Source organism: Arenimonas sp. (genome assembly GCF_044348765.1).
Taxonomy (GTDB): domain Bacteria; phylum Pseudomonadota; class Gammaproteobacteria; order Xanthomonadales; family Xanthomonadaceae; genus Arenimonas.
The window spans coordinates 1-18,773 of record NZ_JBIKSE010000009.1 but is presented as its reverse complement, the minus strand read 5'-3'; the positions used below and the strand labels follow the sequence as shown (position 1 = coordinate 18,773).

Here is an 18,773-nt window from a genome sequence, read left to right as displayed (position 1 = left end):
TCTGCGGCGCTCTGCCGTGCAATGGTTTCGTCGGCTCCTCTTCGCTGTGCGGCGCGGGTGCGCACCACAATAGGAACCTTGATGAAATCTCCGATCTGCTTCACCTTTATATCCTCCGCCCTTCTATTCACGCTGCAGGCAAGCGCCGACGATGCGGCCCGTAATCTCGACCGCGTCCAGGTCACCGGCAACCGCATCGCACAGGGCGCCGGCGATGCCGGCCACAGCATCACCGTGCTCGAACGCGCCGATATCGAGGCCAGCCGCTCCGTCGATGTGATCGACCTGCTCGGCAAGCAGACCGGCATCGATGTGGTGCGTACCGGCGGCAGCGGCTCGCAGAACTCGATTTTCATCCGCGGCGGCAATTCCAACCATGCGCTGATCCTGATCGACGGCATCCGCGTCAACTCCGCGACGCAGGGCCTGTTCGATTTCGCCCATCTACCGCTGGCGCTGATCGAGCGCATCGAAATCGTGCGCGGACCGCGCGCTTCAGTCTGGGGCTCGGACGCCCTGTCGGGCGTCATCCAGATTTTCACCCGGGCCCCGCACAGCACGCACGCCGAAATGCGTTTAGGCAGCTACCGCCGCGCCGGTCTAGATGCAGGCACCGGCATCGCCGGTGATAACGGCCGTTTCGCCATCAGCGCCGGTTTTGATAGCTTCGATGGCTTCTCCGCGACTACCCCGGACAACCTCTGGAGTTATGATCCGGACAAGGACGGCTACCGCAATGAACATGCTGCGCTTCAGACCGGAACCGTGCTCGGCACGCAGAACCTCAACTTCACCGGTATCGCTACCCGCGGCGATGTCGAGTTCGACCAGGGTCGCACGCAGGCCGACAATCACAGCTGGAATCTCGCCCTTAGCGGTGCTTTGAGCCCGATGTGGCAGCACCGGCTTAGTCTGGGGCAGTCCTACGAAAAGCTCGACACCCCCGCCTACGCCAGTATTTATGGCAGTCGCCGGAATAGTCTGGATTGGTCCAATACGCTGGCGCTTAACAAGGGCACGATGGCATTCGGCGTGAATGCCTCCAATGAATCGGGGTATTCGAACAGCTGGAGTGGAACGGAGTTCAAAGAAAACCGCCATAACCATGGACTGTTTGGCGTCTGGAACGGCAGCTTTGGCCGGCAAACCATCGAGCTGGCCTCGCGATGGGATGACAACAGCCAGTTTGGCAGTCGGGTCACTTCCAGTGGTGCTTGGGCAATGCAGGCATCCCCCGAGAGCCGCTGGCGTGCCAGTTGGGGCCAGGGTTTTCGCGCGCCGAATTTCAACGAACTGTACTACCCCGGCTTTTTCGGCAGCTTCGGGGGCAACCCGAATCTTGATCCGGAACGCTCGCAGAGTCTTGAATTGGGCTACAGCCACAGTTTCAGCAACGCGCTGCGTGCTGAATTCTCGGCCTACCGCAGCCGCATCGATGATTTGATTGCCTTCGAAGGCGTCAACAATCAAGCCATCAATATCCAGAAAGCCGGCATCGAAGGTGTCGAGGCGGAACTGTCCGGTTCTGCGGGCGCATGGCTTTGGCGTACTCAGGGCACCTGGACGCAGGCCGTGAATGAGCGCACCGGAAAGGCCTTGCTGCGCCGGCCCAAGTTAAAAGGTCTGATCGACGTGCGCTACCGATTCGAAGGTGGCTCCGAACTGGGTCTGGAAGTCAGCGGTACCGGCAAACGGCCTGACTTCGGCAATGACCTGCCCGGTTACGGCCGGATCGATCTGAACGTCAGCTGGCCGATGTCCAAACAATGGCGGTTGGAAGGACGTCTTGAGAATCTGGCCGACCATGAATACCGGTTGGTGGATGGCTACGCCACGCCCGGCCGCAGTCTGTTCCTGCGTCTAAATTACCTGCCGAAGTGATTCTGCACCCCCTTGAAACCCTTACGGCCTGGGTTATGCTAGGCAGGCATCATCTAAAGGCATATCACATTGAATAGTTACAAGCAGCATCTCGAGACCATTACCGGTATCGCGCAGACCGCATTGGTCCGCTCCGGGTACGACCATCTGGTCATCGCGGCTGGCATCGAAAAGCTTCGCTTCCTTGACGATTGCACCTACCCGTTCAAAGCCAACCCACAGTTCAAGTATTGGCTGCCGCTGTGCCAGCATCCGAACAGCTGGATTGCATTCACCCCCGGTAAAAAACCGCTCCTGGTGTATTTCCAGCCGGACGACTACTGGCACGTGCCGCCCAGCGCTCCGCAGGGCGAGTGGGTCGAGCATTTCGATATCCGTATCATCGGTGACGCCAGTGAGGCTGCCAAACATCTGCCCGATCCGGCACGCAGCGCCATCATCGGTGAAGCCGAAGCCGCTGTCGGCACAATCATTCCGAATAACCCGGCAGACTTGCTGGCCTATCTGCATTACCACCGCGCCTATAAAACACCTTACGAAATGGAGCAGATGCGCAAAGCCCAGGCCAAAGCCGTGCGTGGTCATGCCGCCGCCGAGCAGGCCTTCCGTGCCGGAGGTTCCGAGGCAGAGATCAATGCCGCCTTTCTTGCCGGCGCTGGCCATACCGACAGCGATGTGCCCTACAACAACATCGTGGCGCTGAACGAGAACGGCGCGACCCTACACTACCAGTACAAGAGCTTCAAAAAGCCCGCCCACCAGCGCTCCTTGCTCATCGATGCCGGCGCCGAGTACAACGGCTACGCCGCCGACATCACCCGCACCTACGGCAACGGCTTCGAACTTTACGAACAACTGATTGCCGCCGTTGACAGCGAGCAGCAGGCCTTGTGTGCACAGGTCCGTTCCGGAACCGATTACCGTGACCTGCATCTACAGGCCCATCTGCGCCTTGGTGGCGTGCTGCGCGATTTGGGCATTGTCGATATGGATCCGGGCAGCATGCTGGAGAAAGGGGTGAGCTCGGTGTTCTATCCGCATGGTCTGGGCCATCCGATTGGTCTGCAGGTACACGATGTGGCCGGCTTCAGCGATGAAAACGGCATGCTGATTCCGCGCCCGGATGGCCATCCGTTCCTGCGCATGACGCGCACCCTGGCTCCGGGCATGGTCGTTACCATCGAACCCGGAATCTACTTCATTCCAATGCTTCTGGCAGATTTGAAAAACCGTCCGGAAGCCAAAGTCGTGAACTGGGCCAAGGTCGAACAGTTGATGCCCTATGGCGGCGTGCGCATCGAAGACGAAGTGCACTGCACCGAAGACGAACCGGAAAACATCAGCCGCGATGCCTTCGCGGCGCTTTGATCAGGAACTGCAGCTGAGCATCGAACAACCGGCCCGGTGCATCGATTCCGGCGGGCACTTGCGGACCCAGCGGGCATCATCGACGGCATCGGCATAGGGTGTCTTCAGGCGCATGAAGATGTCCTGCAGCGGCTGCAGATTGCCGGCGTGCGCCGCATCGATGACATCCTGCACCAGATGATTGCGCAGAATGAATACCGGATTGACGGCACGCATCGAAGACCCGCGGTCGGCAAGCGCCGATTCCGCCAGCAGATTCCGGTAAAGCTGCAGCCACGCGTGCAAGGGCGCAGCATCCGGGGTTTCCGCATAGCTGCACCCCAGCAAGGCCTGCACGGATTCGGGTTCGCTGCAGTCCGCGTCCCGGACGGCAATGCGGGTCAGTGCATCGAAGAACAGATTGAAGTCCATCTCCAGCGCGCTGAGCACATGCACCAGTTGCTGGTAGCACAGCGGATTGGCCTGCAGCACCTCGGCAGACAAACCGAGTTTGTCCGCGAGCAGGCGGTTCCATCCAGCATGGAATTCCTGATTGAAGGCCGTCAGACTGTCCTGCAATGGCGTGACATCGCCGATCAGCGGATACAGGACATTGCCCAGCCGCGACAGATTCCATTGTGCGATGGCCGGCTGGTTGCCATAACTGTAACGCCGGCCTTGGGCATCGGTGGTGTTCGGCGTCCATTGCAGATCGTATTTTTCCAGCCAGCCATACGGTCCGTAATCGATGGTTTCCGACAGCACTGACATGTTGTCGGTGTTCATCACGCCGTGCACGAAACCGACCGCCATCCAGCGCGCAACCAGCTCGGCTGTGTTTCGGCAGATCTGATCGAACATTCGGGCAACGGCATCCGGCGCTTCGGCGTCAATCTGCGGAAAATGCGCAGCAAGGGTGAAATCGACCAAGCTCTTCAGCAACACACGTTCATCGCGCTGGGCCAGCAGTTCGAAATGACCGAAGCGCAGGAAGCTCGGGGAAACCCGGCACACTAGCGCACAGGGCTCCGGCTCGGGATGACCGTCATAGAACATATCACGTTCGACCGTACTGTCCGTGCCGATGAGCGACAGTGCCCGCGTGCTGGGAATGCCAAGATGATGCATGGCCTCGCTGCACAGGAACTCACGGATGCTTGAACGCAGCACGGCACGGCCGTCGGCATGGCGCGAGAACGGGGTACGGCCGGCGCCTTTCAATTGCAGGGTATAAGTTCCGATTTCACCCAGATTGATAGCACGGCCATCGCCGAGCTGTCCGGCCCAATGCCCGAATTGATGCCCACCATAAACGGTTGCATACGGGCGACTGCCGGGAACCACGGCATTACCGGCAAGCACATCGCGCACCGCGTCGGACAAGGCCGCATCCGCCGGCAAGCCGAGCAACGCTGCCGTTTCCTCAGACCACAGCAACAGCTTGGGGTTGCTGACCGGCTCGGGTTCCACCCGCGCATACAGTGCCTGCTGCACCACACGCGGTAGCCGGCCCGTGTTGGCATCGGCAGGAAAATGACGGGTGAAACGGTCATCGAATACGAACATCTAGCGCGGGACTCGGCGGCAATGGGCAGCCTGAAGCGTAGCAGTCGCCCGGTAAAGGCTCAATAGTGGCTTGATTTTACTGGCAGGGAAGACGCACGGCTTTCGGAAAAGCCCTGGATTTGCTAGTCTAGAGCTCTCATTCTTTACTAAAAACAAGCATTTGCTTGTCGCCCGTCATGGATAAAAGTTTCGATCCGAGTCAGTTCGAAGGCAAATGGTACGCCCACTGGGAAACCACCGGTTGCTTCACACCATCGGGCCGGGGCCCGGCGTACACCATCATGCTGCCGCCGCCGAATGTGACTGGCACCCTGCATATGGGTCATGCCTTCCAGCACACCCTGCAGGACGCACTGATCCGCTACCACCGCATGAACGGTTATGACACCCATTGGCAAATGGGTACCGACCATGCCGGCATCGCCACCGAAATGGTGGTCAACCGCAATCTCGCTCAGGCCGGACAGGGCGAAACCCGCGATACGCTCGGTCGGGATAAATTCATCGCGAAGGTCTGGGAATGGAAACAGCAATCCGGCGACACCATCACCCGGCAGATGCGCCGGCTCGGTACCTCCGGTGATTGGAGCCGTGAACGCTTCACCATGGATGACGGCCTGTCGCAAGCGGTAATCGAAACTTTCGTGCGTCTACATGCTGAAGGCCTCATCTACCGCGGCCAGCGCCTAGTGAACTGGGATCCAGTGCTGAAAACCGCGATTTCCGATCTGGAAGTGGTCAGCGAAGAAGAAAATGGTTACCTGTGGTCGATCGCCTACCCATTGGCTGATGACAGTGGCACCCTGACCGTGGCCACCACCCGTCCGGAAACCCTGTTGGGCGACACCGCGGTAATGGTACATCCCGAAGACGAACGCTATGCACATCTCATCGGTAAAACGCTTAGGTTGCCATTGACCGATCGCGAGATTCCAATCATCGCAGACGACTATGTCGATCGCGAATTCGGCACGGGCGTGGTCAAGGTCACGCCGGCGCATGATTTCAATGACTATGCGGTCGGCCAACGGCATAGCCTGCCGATGATCAACATCCTGACGCCCGATGCGCATCTAAACGATGCCGTGCCGGAAACATACCGCGGGTTGGACGTGAAGGCCGCGCGCAAAGCGGTGTTGACCGACTTGACCGAGGCCGGACTGCTGGTCGATGAAAAACCGCATAAGTTGCAGGTACCGCGCGGCGACCGTACCGGCCAGGTGATTGAACCCTACCTCACCAACCAGTGGTTCGTGAAGATGGATACGCTCGGCAAGCGCGGCTTGGAACTTGTCGAGAACGGCTCGGTGAAATTCGTGCCTGAAAACTGGATCAACACCTACCGGCACTGGATGGAAAATATCCAGGACTGGTGTATTTCGCGCCAGCTCTGGTGGGGCCATCGTATTCCGGCCTGGTACGATGCCGAGGGCAACATCTTCGTCGGTCACAATGAAGCCGAAGTCCGCTTGAAACACGGCATTACCGAAGCCACTGTACTGATGCGCGACAATGACGTACTGGAAACCTGGTTCAGTTCGGCGCTGTGGTCGCACTCCACGCTCGGTTGGCCGGATGAAAAAGCCATGATCGCACTGGAATACGACAAACGCTTGCCGACTTCGGTGCTGGTCACTGGTTTTGACATCATTTTCTTCTGGGTCGCCCGGATGATCATGATGACCGACCATTTCACCGGCCGTGTGCCGTTCAAGCATGTGTACATCACCGGTCTGGTGCGCGATAAGGACGGCCAGAAGATGTCGAAATCAAAAGGCAATATCCTCGATCCGATCGACATCATCGATGGCATTACGCTGGATGCCTTGGTGGAAAAACGCACCCAGGGCCTGATGCAACCGCAGATGGCCGAGAAAATCCGTAAGGCCACGCACAAGGAATTTCCGGACGGTATTCCGGCCTTCGGTACCGATGCCCTGCGCTTCACCTTTGCCTCGCTGGCCACGCACGGGCGCGACATCAAGTTCGACCTCAACCGGGCCGAAGGCTACAAGAACTTCTGCAACAAACTCTGGAATGCCGCCCGCTTTGTGCTGATGCATTGCGAAGATTTCAACGCCAAGGGCGTCCCGGCCGCGCAATCGCAGGCCGAACGCTGGCTGCTAGCGCAATTGGCCCAAACCAGCCGCGAGGTGGAAACCCATTTCGCTGAATACCGTTTCGATCTGGCCAGTACGGCGCTCTATGAATTCACTTGGAACACCTATTGCGACTGGTTCCTGGAGCTCGCCAAACCGGCACTGGCCGGTGACGATAAAGCCGTCGCCGACAGCATGCGTCATACCCTGCTATTCGCACTGGAAGCCACACTGCGTCTGCTGCATCCGGTGATTCCGTTCATCACCGAGGAAATCTGGCACGCCATCGCGCCAAAGCTCGGCTTGGCCGGCGATACCATCAGCACCCGCGCCTATCCGAAAGTCAGCGACTTCGGTACGACCGATGCCGCAGCGGTCGCCGATATCGAATACTTGAAAGCGGTGGTCGGCAACATCCGCCGTATCCGCAGTGAAATGAACATCGCCCCGGGGAAACCCATTCCGTTGCTGTGGCAGTCCGGTCACAGCGATGACCGCAAGCGTTTGGCCAATGCCGATACCGCCTTGAAATTCCTTGCGCGAGTGGAATCCATCGATGAACTTACCGGCGAAGCGCCGGCCGCGGCGACGGCTTTAATCGGCGAACTACAGGTATTCATTCCCCTGGCCGGTCTGATTGATCTGGAAGCCGAGAAGTCGCGCTTGGGCAAGGAACTCAAACGCATTGAAATCGAGATCGGCAAATGCCGCGGCAAGCTGGCCAGCGACACCTTCGTGGCCAATGCACCGGAAGCGGTGGTGGCCCAGGAGCGCCAGCGTCTGGCCGACTGGCAGGCCCAGCAGACGGTCTTGGCCGGTCAACTGCAGAAACTGGGGTAAATCCTGGCGACGAATTCGGCGCAGCCTCAAAGCGTGCCGAAATCGAATCCCTGCAACTCGATGGCCATCACGATGCCATCTTCGCGACCTTTGGCAGCTGGATAATAATTCGGGCGTTTGCCGATTTCATTGAAGCCTTCGCTTTCGTATAAGGCAATGGCGTGCGGATTGCTGGGCCTAACCTCGAGGAACAGCCGCTGCAGGCGGTGCCAGCGCGATACTTCGAATACCTGCCGCAGTAGGCGCCGGCCCTGTCCATGACCCTGATGCTCGGGCGCCACGCAGAGATTAAGTAGATGGCCTTCTCCAGCCGCGCAGCTCATCACAAAATAGCCGATGATCCCGGACAGTCCTTCCAGCATCCAGCACTCATGGCCGGCATAGAGGCAGTCCCGGAAGATGCCGGCCGTCCAGGGAAACGGATATGCACGGTTTTCGACCGCCATCACCGCATCGACATCGGCCTGCCGGATCAGACGTAATTGCGGATCGCTGGCCTTTTGCGCATTCATCGGCCGTGACGCAAGGACCGGATGGCGCGCCAGACCATTTTCTTGCCCTCGGCTCCTAGCACCGGGTCCGGCAAGGCCGCGGTATCAATACCTTCCGCGTAAGCTCTGATATTCAGGCCGAGGCGGGTTTGCCAGAATCCAGATTCCGCTTTAGCGACGGGTGTTGCCAAGGGCGCAGAAGACGTGGACACCACCGATTGATACACGGTCAATCCCATGGCCTGCAGACGCTCGCGTTCCAAACGGCTAAACATGCTCAGGCGGAAGTGGATTTCGGTTTGAGTTTCAGCCACAGCCAATACAGCGGGCCAGAAACGGCATAGGAGCCGGCCATCAGTAACAATACCCGGGCCGGGTCAATGAACAGGGCGACCAGAACCGCGACCACGACCAAAGCCATGCCGAACGGAATGCGGTCTTCGCGCTCTTTGGGTTGCCCGGAACCCTTGAAGCTGACATAGCGGAAGCGCGACACCATCAGCAATCCGCATGCAACGGTCATCGCCAATGCAAGGTAACGTAGCTCCTGACCTTGCCAGCCGAATTCATTCATCGCCCAAACGAAGGACATCATCATGCCGGCCGAGGACGGACTATTCAGACCAATGAACCAGCGCTTGTCGACTGAACCCACTTGAGTATTAAATCGGGCCAGACGCAACGCGGCACAAACGGCATAGAGGAAGGCCGCGGCCCAGCCGACCTTTCCGAGCAGAGTGCCATCCAGTTTCATGCTGCTCAGGGCCCAGTGAAACATCACCAACGAGGGTGCGATACCGAAGCTGACCAAATCGGCCAGCGAATCATACTGCACGCCGAATTCACTGCTGGTACCGGTCAGCCGCGCCACCCGGCCGTCGATACCGTCGAACACCGCGGCGATGAAAATAGCCACTGCCGCGGCTTCGAAACGGCCGTTTGCGGCGGCGAGAATGGCATAAAAACCAGCGAACATGCCGCAGGTGGTCAGCAGGTTCGGCAACAGGTAAATGTGCTTGTTGCGGGGACTTTGCGGCAGGGGATTCGGTTCCATGAGCCCAGTTTACCCAGTTTCGGCGGCCACTGTCCAAAAATGACTTGGGCAATCCGGCGTTAGCCCTTACAATAAACACTTGAAAACACGTGATTTACGCCATGCGCCTGTCCCAGTTCCATCTGCATACTTCGAAAGAAACCCCAGCCGACGCCGAAATCGTCAGCCATCAGCTGATGCTACGTGCGGGCCTGATCCGCCGACTGGGATCCGGCCTATATACCTGGACCCCGCTCGGCCTGCGGGTCCTGCGCCACGTCGAAACGGTGGTGCGCGAGGAAATGAACCGGGCCGGCGCCCTGGAAATGCTGATGCCCTCGATCCAGCCGAAGGAGCTCTGGGAGGAAACCGGTCGTTGGCAGAAATTCGGCGGACAACTGCTGAAAATCAAGGACCGTAAACAGGCCGATTATGTGTACGGCCCGACCCATGAAGAAGTCATCACCGATTTCGCGCGCCAGGAACTGCGGAGCTACAAACAACTGCCTCTGAATTTCTATCAGATCCAGACCAAATTCCGCGATGAAATCCGTCCACGTTTCGGCATCATGCGCGCCCGAGAATTCTTGATGAAGGATGCCTACTCCTTCCATCTGAGCCCGGAATGCCTGGCACAGACCTATCAGGTCATGTTCGATGCCTATAGCCGCATCTTCACCCGTCTCGGCCTGCGCTTCCGCGCCGTCAATGCTGACACCGGCGCTATCGGCGGCAGTGCCTCGCACGAATTCCATGTACTGGCCGATTCCGGTGAAGACGCCATCGCATTTTCCGACACGTCGGATTACGCGGCCAACATTGAAATGGCGGAAGCTCTCGCCCTTGGCGGCGAACGCGGAACAGCCGCAGAGCACCTATGTGATGCAGCAACTCCATCGCAGACCACCTGCGAATCCGTTGCTGAACTGCTGGGTGTCGCACTAACGCGGACGGTCAAAAGCCTCGCACTCATTTCAGAGCACGGCTTCACACTGGCCTTGGTGCGCGGCGATCATGCTGTCAACGAAATCAAACTGGCGAAAGTGCCGGGGCTTACCGACTACCGGATGGCTAACGATGCCGAAATTGCCGAGTACCTCGGTGCACAGCCCGGCTTTCTCGGTCCGGTCAAACCGCTGAAACCGGTTTACGTGATTGCCGATCGCACAGTCGCGCAGATGGCCGACTTCATCGTCGGTGCCAACCGTGATGGTTTCCATCTACAGGGTGTGAACTGGGATCGTGATTTGCTAGAACCCGATGTTGTCGCCGATATCCGGAACGTGGTCGAAGGTGATCCGTCTCCGGACGGCAAGGGCATTCTGTCAATCGCCCGCGGCATCGAAGTCGGGCATGTATTCCAGCTCGGCCAGAAATATGCCGAGGCCATGAATGCCACCGTACTCGACCAGAACGGCAAGGCCCAGATCATGTTCATGGGCTGCTATGGCATCGGTGTCAGCCGGATCGTCGCCGCCGCGATTGAACAGAACTTCGACGCCAACGGCATCCGCTGGCCGGAGGCGATGGCGCCCTGGCAGGTCGCCGTGTGCGTGATCAATCCGAAGAATGATTCCGCCGTCAGTGTTTATGCCGACAAACTTTATGCCGATTTGCAGGCCAAAGGTCTGGGCGTTTGCCTCGATGACCGCGGCCTACGTCCAGGCGCGATGTTCGGTGATATCGAACTGATTGGCATTCCGCACCGCGTGGTGGTTTCCGACCGTGGCCTGCAGGCTGGCACGCTAGAGTACCGTCACCGCAGCGCGGAAGCCTCTGAAAATATTAGTGAATCAGAATTGTTGGCGCGCCTTGGCGTCTGATCTCACAGCCTACAGATAACGGCGGGATGAAACCAGAAGGTTGCCGAACAAAATGCCGGCGACCAGCGCGATCAGGGCCGCGAATAGCGAAAACGCCAGATCCAGGCTGCTGGCGAAATCCTGTGCGAATGCGATGTTAAGGGTACGGTAGCCGAGACTTCCCGGCACCAGAAGGATGATGCCAGGAACCCGGATCAGAGCGCCCGGACGATTGAAAATGCGCGCATACAGATTCGACACCGCGGTTACGGTGAATGCGGCGAGAAATGTACTCACCGGAATGTCACCCGTGGTCAAGGACGGTAGGAGAGCACAGACTTTCATCACGCCATAGCCGAGAAGCACCGCTGCCATCGCAATCGGAATATCGCGCCAATGGGTTTTGAACAGCACGGCCAGCGCAAACGCACCTGGAAGCAACATCGCCCATGGCATCCAGACCGGCAGTACCGAGGATCCGGCGTTGCTGAGCAGTTGCCAGCCGGAAAGCTGGACCAGCTGTGCTGCGAGAATGGTGCCGAAGGTCAGTTTCATCAACACGGTCATCGCGCCGGCGAAACGCGCGCTGCCGGAGACCAGTTGCTGATTGGCGAGTTCATTGATGGCCGAAGTCAGCATCATGCCGGGCATCATGATGATCAGCGCTGAAATGACTACCGGCTGGATACTCAATGGCGCCAGGAAACAGCCGATCAGGAATGCCGCCAAAGTGACCAGAAACGCCGCGACTGCCTCCACCGCATCATGCCATTGCGTTCTGCGCTCGCCATAGTGGGCCAGCAGGCCGATCATCATGCCCAACAGGGCGGCGATGCCGAAATCATTCCAGCCGGTACGGGGAAACAGACTGACCACCATCGCCGAAGCGATACCGAAGCAGGCCACCGATGCGATACGGTAGCCGGGGGTCGGTTCGCGGTCCATGGCCTTGAGCTGGGATAATCCACTGGCGATATCCAAGGTTCCGGCCATGACCTGCTCGGCGATGGCATCAGCATCGGACAAACGCCCGAGATGGGTGTCACCCGGCTTGAGACGCATGACCCGAGTCACCGTATGCGGTGGCCCGAGCATCGGATCCTGAAAACTGATGATGAATCCGGTCGGATTCGACCAGATGCTGACCTGCAGGCCGAGTTTGCTTGAAACCCGATCGACCGCACCCTCGAGCCGGTTGACCGAGGTCCCGGAGGTATGCAGGTGCCGCGCCAGCTCGATTACGAAATCGACACGCTCACCGAATCGGTCGTGGATAATGCGGCTGGTCATGCCTATTCGCTTCTCTGGGCCAGAGTGCATTGTAGGACAACTGCTATTGTTTGCCCATCTGCGATAAACTGGGCACATCCCATAGGATGTCCGTGATGCCGATGGCCACATGGCTCGACAATACCGAACCCGGACTGCGTCCGGATCCACAACAGACCGAACGGTTACTGGCCTCAGGTGACTGGACTTTCCGCCAAGCTGAGCACCTGTTGGCACTGATAGCCGGTGCCGGCAAAGGTATCCAGGCCGTGGATGCGTGTGCCGTCACACGTCTCGATGCGAGCGGATCAAAGCTGCTGCTGAACCTGATGGCGCAGCTCGGCTTGCCAGCACCGGCATTACTTGCCAAGCCTGAACATGCCACTCTGATCGAAGCCGTCCGTAATGCCGGGGCTCCGTTACCCTCAACACCAGCGACCGGAAATTCGATGGTTCGGATTCTGGAAAGCATTGGCCGATGGGTGGTAAATGCATATTGGAATATCCTGGTATTTCTGGACTTCCTCGGCCGCACCCTGCTCAGCCTGATGGAAAGCTTTTTTAATCCTCGGCATTGGCGGGTAACCTCCATCGTCTTCCATATGCAGGCAGTCGGTTTGAATGCCGTGCCGCTGGTGATGTTGCTCAGCTTCATGGTCGGTGCGGTCGTCGCGTTTCTGGGCGCCACGGTTCTCAGCGAATTCGGGGCGCAGCTCTGGGTCGTGGAGCTCGTCGGTGTCGCATTCTTCCGCGAATTCGGCGTATTGTTGACCGCCATCCTATTGGCCGGCCGCACCGCTAGTGCGTTCACCGCGCAGATCGGTTCGATGAAAAGTGGCGAAGAGCTCGACGCCATCCGCACCATGGGTCTGGATCCGATTGAATTGTTGGTGCTGCCACGCCTGAAGGCGCTATTGCTGACGCTGCCTCTGCTGACCTTTCTAGCCACCATCGCCGGGCTGCTCGGCGGCATGGCGGTCTGCGTCTGGCATCTCGACATCTCACCGGAAATGTTCATCGGCCGCCTGCAGAATGAATTGTCGCCACGGCACTTCTGGGTCGGCATGAGCAAAGCACCGATTTTTGCCATGGTCATCGGCCTAATTGGCTGTCTCGAGGGTTTCAAGGTGAAAAACAATGCACAGTCGGTCGGTGAACACACCACCTCCAGCGTGGTACAGTCCATTTCATTAGTGATTCTGCTCGATGCTTTGGCCGCCATGTTTTTCATGGAGCTCGACCTGTGAGTACCGACGGCATCATCGAAGTCGACGGGCTCAGTAACTGCTTCGGCGACTCGGTTGTGCACGAAAACTTGGATCTGCAGGTCCGTCCGGGCGAAATCATCGGTGTGGTCGGCGGATCCGGTTCCGGAAAGTCGGTTCTCATGCGCAGCATTCTTGCGTTACACCGACCGCAGGCGGGCCGCATCCGGGTACTGGGCCGGGATGCACTCGCGGTCAATGCCATCAGTCGGGAGTTCATCGAAGGCAACACCGGGGTACTATTCCAGAATGCTGCGCTTTTTTCATCGCTTACCGTGCTCGAAAACGTCATGGTGCCGCTGAAGGAACACAGCACTCTTCCGGAGCCGGTCATGCGCGATCTGGCCATGGTGAAAATCCAGCTGGCTGGTTTGAGTGCTGATGCCGCATTGAAGCTGCCGGCCGAACTGTCCGGTGGTATGCGCAAGCGCGCCGGCATCGCACGCGCATTGGCACTCGACCCTGCACTGCTTTTCCTCGATGAGCCGACCGCGGGTCTCGATCCGATCGGTGCAGCCAGCTTCGACCAGCTGATTCTGTCCATCCAGCGCGCACTGGGACTGACCGTATTCCTGATTACGCACGATTTGGATACCTTGTACACTATCTGTGACCGCGTCGCGGTGCTGGCTGACCGCCGGGTTCTGGTCAACGCGCCGATCAATGAAGTCGCTGCCTTCGACCATCCGTGGATTCAGGAGTACTTCCATGGTCCACGTGGACGGGCCGCCAAAAAAGCCCAGGAGAAGCTGTAATGGAAACTCGTGCCAATCATGTCCTGATCGGGTTCTTTACCTTGGTGGTACTGACGCTTTTAATCGGGTTCGCGTTGTGGGCCGCCAAATTCGCTTCTGACAGCAGCTGGAACGAATACGATGTGGTGTTTTCGGAGGCTGTGACTGGGTTGGGCATTGGAGGTGCGGTTCAGTTCAACGGCATCTCGGTCGGCGAGGTCCGACGTCTGGAAATCGATCCGACCGACCCCAACAAGGTTCTGGTCCGAGTGCGGATCAAATCGGATACGCCGATTAAAGTCGACACCGAAGCCAAGCTGGCATTTGTCGGCCTGACTGGCATCACCCAGATCCAACTGAAATCCTACAATGCCAAAAGCCCTGTGTTGGTGCCAAGCGAAAATACGCCGGTACCGCGCATTTATGCCAAGGAATCGGCACTGTCGAAACTGTTCAGTTCTACCGACGATATCACCACCACTGCCACCAATGTGATGCTGCGCCTGAACCAGGCTTTCAGCGATGAAAACATCAAGAACATCAGCAAGACCCTGGACAGCCTCGAAAAGATCTCCAGTTCGATTGCCACCGAACGCGACGATATCGGTGCAATTATCCGCGATACCCGCGCGGCTATCACTAAACTCGACAATACCCTGGCCAGCACCGAAAGCATCGCTAAAAAACTTGACAACGGCGTAGCCGAACAGTTGCCGGATCTAATTGCCAAACTGGAAACAACATTAGTTCAATATGAAGCACTCGGCCGTAATGCCAACCGCCTGCTGGAAAGCAACGGCGACGCCATCGACAACTTTTCACAACAGGGTCTGGCCCAGGTCGGCCCAGCCATCGCCGAGTTACGCACCCTGCTGAAACAGCTGCGGCGAGTAGCGGCCGAAATCGAAGAACGGCCGAATGCCCTGGTCTCCGGAAAAAGCACCACCGAGGAATTCAAGCCATGAACAACTATCCGATGCGCATCCTGCTGTCACTGCTTATGGTGTTGCCGCTGGTCGGTTGCATTTCGCTGATTAAGGAACCTGATCCCATCGCGGTCTATGCACTGCGTCCGCAGCTTCCGGATAGCACCACTCTACCCGCCGTGAACTGGTCGCTCACGGTCATCCGTCCGAATGCCGTGGCGTTCCTCGACTCCAACCGCATTGCCGTCCGACCCGAACCGAATGTGCTGCAAGTCTATAAAGGTGCAAACTGGTCGGAGTCGCTTCCGGATTTGGTACAGGCCAATCTGGTGCAGGCGCTCGAAAATTCTGGCCGCATCAAATCGGTATCGCGCCAGAACAGTGGCGTGCCTGCGGAAGTCGCGATGTTGGTTGATATCCGTCAATTTGAATCCGTATACGCACCGGACGCGAAGATACCCGATGCTGTCATTCAGATGCATGTGAAGGTTTTGGAATATCCGAGCAACCGCGTTATCGCCGCTCAAACCTTCAGTGTCATCGCGCCATCAGCCAGCAAGGACATCCCAGATGTCGTGCAGGCTTTTGAAAGCGGTCTAAACAGCCTCAGCGCGGATATCATCAGCTTTACCCTGACCAACGGTCGCAGCAAATCCAGATAACCCGGCAGAGCCGGATTACTGATGGATTTTACGGAAGGTCAAATTGATGCGTCCGTCTACCGGCTTGCTGGTACGTGGCAGGCTGTGCTGGTAGTTTTTCTGGGTATCACCGCGCATCAGCAGCAGACTGCCATGCGCCAAGGCTATGCCCGATGATGCTCCTCCCGAACGCGGGCGCAACAGGAAACGGCGCACGCCGCCGATGCTAACCGATGCGATTACCGGCTGCGGGCCGAGTTCGGGTTCATCATCGCTGTGCCAGCCCATGGCATCACGGCCATCGCGGTAATAATTCAGCAGCACACTGTTAAAGGCGTTACCGGTCATCGCTTCAACAGCCGATTTCAATGCCTGCACCGCTGCCGTCCAGGGCTCGGGCAGGAAGCGCGTATTGGAATACCGATAAACGGCTCCCGGATCACCCATCCAGCAACACAGACGCGGGGTCAGCACATGCCGGCCATGAATGTAGAGTTTCGGTTGCCGCCATGGTATTTCTTGCTGCAACTGCGCAAAAAGCACATCCGCTTGCTCTGGCCGCAGAAACCCGGTCGCGTAGGCGATATCGGCGCTCGGTAGCGGTAAGGTCCGCAGGGCGGACGGGTCGGATTGCTCGAACATCCCACGATTATTGCCCAAAGCGCATGAAACCGCGACAATAGAGCGATATTTTCGAGGTGATGCCATGTCCGAACGCGATGTAATGGAATACGACGTCTTGACCGTAGGCGCCGGCCCGGCCGGTCTGGCCTTCGCACTGCGCCTGAAACAGAAGAATCCGGCATTGAGCGTCTGCGTGATTGAAAAGGCCTCCAGTGTCGGCGCGCATGCGCTGTCGGGCGCCGTCATCGAAACCGAAGCGCTGGATGAACTGATTCCCGAATGGCGCAGTAGTCCCCCGCCGATCTGCGTACCGGCCAAAAACGACGAGTTCTGGTTCCTCAGCAAGACCGGGGGTTTCAAGGCACCGATCAATCCGCCGCAGATGAACAACCACGGCAACAGCATTGTCTCACTCGGCGCTCTGTGTGCCTGGCTGGCTGGCCACTGCGAGGCGGCCGGCGTGGAAATCTATCCGGGCTTTGCCGCCGCGGAGATGCTTTATGACGATGACGGCGCCGTCTGTGGCGTGCGCATCGGTGACATGGGTGTGGCCAAGGACGGTACACACAAACCGACCTACACCCAAGGCATCGACATCAGGGCCAAAACTACCGTGCTCGGCGAAGGGGCGCGCGGTCATCTGAGCAAGCAACTGATCGCCCGCTACAAACTCGATGCCGCATGCGATCCGCAGAGTTATTCCATCGGTATCAAGGAACTCTGGCAGGTGCGCGAAGGCGTCGGCGAACCCGGGAAAATCGTGCACAGCATGGGCTGGCCGGCGGACAGCGCCACCTATGGCGGCAGTTTTCTGTATCACCTGGACGGCAACCGTATCGCGCTCGGCTACGTGTCGGGCCTGGACTATACCGACCCGAATTACCAACCGTATGAAGCCTTCCAGCAGTGGAAAAACCACCCGAGCGTGAAGCCCTTGCTCGAAGGTGGCAGCATTCTCTCGGCCGGTGCCCGCGCCATCGTCACCGGCGGCTATCAGAGCCTGCCAAAAGTCGAGATGCCGGGCGCACTGCTGATCGGCTGCGCCGCCGGTCTGCTGAATGTTCCGAAAATCAAAGGCGTGCATCAGGCCCTGCGTTCAGGCATGCTGGCTGCCGAATACCTGGCCGAAAATAACAATAATCCGGCCGGCTGGGATGCCGTACTGCGCGCTTCGGCGGTGGTCGCGGAACTGAAGAAAGTCCGAAATTTCAAACCCGCGTTCAAGAAGGGACGCCTATTCGGCCTGATCAATGCCGGCTGGGAAACACTGACCGGTGGTCTTTCACCGTGGACCCTGAAAGTGAAAGCGGACTGGTCGAGCCTGAAGAAATTGAGCGACGCCGAAAGTCCGGTGCGCGATTATGTGGATCGCACCTTGGCCCCGCGTGACCGATTGGCCGGCGTGTATTTCGCCGCCACGGAACATGACGAAGACCAACCCATTCACCTTCAGGTTGCCAATACCGATATCTGTATCACGAAATGTGCGGAAGAATACGGCAACCCCTGCACGCGCTTCTGCCCGGCCGGTGTGTATGAAATTACGCAGGACGATGCCGGTAAGCGTCTACAGATCAACGCCGCCAACTGCGTGCACTGCAAGACCTGCGACATCAAAGATCCGTACCAGATCATCAACTGGATCACGCCGGAAGGCGGTGCTGGTCCGAACTACCAGAACCTCTGAGACCCGCCATGCTCGCGCTCGTCTCTGTTGCCGCCGCCCATGCCCTGGATGAAGATCTGCTACCGTTGTCGGCAGCACTGGACGTCGCCGGCATCGCACACCGCATCGTGAACTGGGATGAGCCCGCGGTGGACTGGTCGCATTACCGCGCCGTGCTGATCCGCTCACCCTGGGATTACATCGAAAAACTGCCGGAGTTCTTGGACTGGGCCGCCCGCGTGTCGGCGCAGACCGAATTGCTGAATCCGCTGCAGGTCATCACCAGCAACACCGACAAACATTATCTCGACGCGCTCGCCAAGATCGGCATCCATACCGTGCCTAGCCGCTTCATCGAGCCCGAGCAACATGCCGAGGACGGTCTGCATGACTTCCTCGATAGCTTTGAACACCCCGAATTCGTGGTCAAGCCCACGGTCGGTGCCGGATCGAAAGACGCCCAACGTTACGGCCGTGAGGATGTCGATGCGGCACTGATGCACATCAAACGCCTGCAGCTGAAAAATCGCAGCACCCTGCTGCAACCTTACTTAAGCAAAGTCGATGACGCGGGCGAAACCGCCCTGCT

The 18,773-nt window shown here is 58.4% G+C and carries 15 protein-coding genes and 1 pseudogene; 10 read left to right on the top strand and 6 right to left on the bottom strand.

All coding sequences use genetic code 11. The features are described from left to right. The first annotated feature begins 81 nt into the window (after positions 1 to 81). Both ACIQ0Q_RS02865 and pepQ read left to right on the top strand, forming a co-directional pair. Positions 82 to 1,881: a TonB-dependent receptor domain-containing protein gene (locus ACIQ0Q_RS02865; protein WP_395771439.1), complete on the top strand. Its 1,800-nt coding sequence runs from the start codon at positions 82 to 84 to the stop codon at positions 1,879 to 1,881. A gap of 69 nt (positions 1,882 to 1,950) precedes the next feature. Further along, on the top strand, positions 1,951 to 3,249 hold the full coding sequence (gene pepQ / locus ACIQ0Q_RS02860; protein ID WP_395771438.1) for a Xaa-Pro dipeptidase: 1,299 nt from the start codon (positions 1,951 to 1,953) through the stop codon (positions 3,247 to 3,249). Here pepQ and ACIQ0Q_RS02855 read toward each other — a convergent pair whose 3' ends face one another. Beyond that, entirely contained in the window at positions 3,250 to 4,794 is a 1,545-nt protein-coding gene (locus tag ACIQ0Q_RS02855; protein WP_395771437.1) for a YdiU family protein, read from the bottom strand. A 176-nt stretch (positions 4,795 to 4,970) separates the two neighbouring features. On the opposite strand from ACIQ0Q_RS02855, the gene ACIQ0Q_RS02850 reads away from it, so the two are divergent. Further along, the gene (locus ACIQ0Q_RS02850) at positions 4,971 to 7,733 is read left to right on the top strand and encodes a valine--tRNA ligase (protein ID WP_395771436.1); all 2,763 of its coding nucleotides are present in this window, start codon (positions 4,971 to 4,973) and stop codon (positions 7,731 to 7,733) included. Positions 7,734 to 7,759: 26 nt separating this feature from the next. On the opposite strand, the gene rimI is transcribed toward ACIQ0Q_RS02850, so the two are convergent. From rimI to pssA, 3 genes are read right to left on the bottom strand one after another with little or no spacing between them, the layout of a single operon-like run. Further along, positions 7,760 to 8,245 carry a ribosomal protein S18-alanine N-acetyltransferase gene (rimI, locus tag ACIQ0Q_RS02845; RefSeq protein ID WP_395771435.1) on the bottom strand — a complete coding sequence of 162 codons (486 nt, stop codon included), beginning with the start codon at positions 8,243 to 8,245 and terminating at the stop codon, positions 7,760 to 7,762. Continuing rightward, positions 8,242 to 8,499 carry a hypothetical protein gene (locus ACIQ0Q_RS02840; RefSeq protein WP_395771434.1) on the bottom strand — a complete coding sequence of 86 codons (258 nt, stop codon included), beginning with the start codon at positions 8,497 to 8,499 and terminating at the stop codon, positions 8,242 to 8,244. Before ACIQ0Q_RS02840 ends, rimI begins: the two co-directional genes overlap by 4 nt. A gap of 2 nt (positions 8,500 to 8,501) precedes the next feature. Beyond that, the gene (gene pssA / locus ACIQ0Q_RS02835; protein WP_395771433.1) at positions 8,502 to 9,278 is read right to left on the bottom strand and encodes a CDP-diacylglycerol--serine O-phosphatidyltransferase; all 777 of its coding nucleotides are present in this window, start codon (positions 9,276 to 9,278) and stop codon (positions 8,502 to 8,504) included. Between the two features lie 101 nt (positions 9,279 to 9,379). Here pssA and ACIQ0Q_RS02830 point away from each other — a divergent pair, with 101 nt between their 5' ends. Then, positions 9,380 to 11,080, top strand: a complete 1,701-nt coding sequence (locus ACIQ0Q_RS02830; protein ID WP_395771432.1) for a proline--tRNA ligase — start codon at positions 9,380 to 9,382, stop codon at positions 11,078 to 11,080. Positions 11,081 to 11,089: 9 nt separating this feature from the next. On the opposite strand, the gene ACIQ0Q_RS02825 is transcribed toward ACIQ0Q_RS02830, so the two are convergent. Beyond that, positions 11,090 to 12,349 (bottom strand): threonine/serine exporter ThrE family protein, encoded by a 1,260-nt coding sequence (locus tag ACIQ0Q_RS02825; RefSeq protein ID WP_395771431.1) that lies wholly within the window; start codon positions 12,347 to 12,349, stop codon positions 11,090 to 11,092. Positions 12,350 to 12,450: 101 nt separating this feature from the next. Between ACIQ0Q_RS02825 and ACIQ0Q_RS02820 the strand changes: the two genes are divergently transcribed. Genes ACIQ0Q_RS02820 through ACIQ0Q_RS02805 form a run of 4 tightly spaced genes read left to right on the top strand, consistent with a single transcriptional unit; the run spans position 12,451 to position 15,915 of the window. Next, positions 12,451 to 13,575, top strand: a complete 1,125-nt coding sequence (locus ACIQ0Q_RS02820) for an MlaE family ABC transporter permease (protein ID WP_395771463.1) — start codon at positions 12,451 to 12,453, stop codon at positions 13,573 to 13,575. Continuing rightward, positions 13,572 to 14,348 carry an ABC transporter ATP-binding protein gene (locus ACIQ0Q_RS02815; protein ID WP_395771430.1) on the top strand — a complete coding sequence of 259 codons (777 nt, stop codon included), beginning with the start codon at positions 13,572 to 13,574 and terminating at the stop codon, positions 14,346 to 14,348. Before ACIQ0Q_RS02820 ends, ACIQ0Q_RS02815 begins: the two co-directional genes overlap by 4 nt. Beyond that, positions 14,348 to 15,292 carry an MlaD family protein gene (locus ACIQ0Q_RS02810; RefSeq protein ID WP_395771429.1) on the top strand — a complete coding sequence of 315 codons (945 nt, stop codon included), beginning with the start codon at positions 14,348 to 14,350 and terminating at the stop codon, positions 15,290 to 15,292. The genes ACIQ0Q_RS02815 and ACIQ0Q_RS02810 overlap by 1 nt, the downstream gene beginning before the upstream one ends. Continuing rightward, a complete protein-coding gene (locus ACIQ0Q_RS02805) occupies positions 15,289 to 15,915 on the top strand; it encodes an ABC-type transport auxiliary lipoprotein family protein (RefSeq protein ID WP_395771428.1) in 627 nt (208 codons plus the stop codon). The genes ACIQ0Q_RS02810 and ACIQ0Q_RS02805 overlap by 4 nt, the downstream gene beginning before the upstream one ends. A 15-nt stretch (positions 15,916 to 15,930) precedes the next feature. Here the strand turns inward: ACIQ0Q_RS02805 and ACIQ0Q_RS02800 are convergent, their stop codons facing one another. Further along, positions 15,931 to 16,536: an alpha-ketoglutarate-dependent dioxygenase AlkB family protein gene (locus tag ACIQ0Q_RS02800; RefSeq protein ID WP_395771427.1), complete on the bottom strand. Its 606-nt coding sequence runs from the start codon at positions 16,534 to 16,536 to the stop codon at positions 15,931 to 15,933. A 64-nt stretch (positions 16,537 to 16,600) separates the two neighbouring features. On the opposite strand from ACIQ0Q_RS02800, the gene ACIQ0Q_RS02795 reads away from it, so the two are divergent. Continuing rightward, positions 16,601 to 18,205, top strand: coding sequence for a 4Fe-4S dicluster domain-containing protein (locus ACIQ0Q_RS02795; RefSeq protein ID WP_395771426.1), 1,605 nt, complete (start codon positions 16,601 to 16,603; stop codon positions 18,203 to 18,205). A gap of 8 nt (positions 18,206 to 18,213) precedes the next feature. After that, positions 18,214 to 18,773 (top strand): annotated as a pseudogene (locus ACIQ0Q_RS02790) (hypothetical protein); the annotation flags it as partial.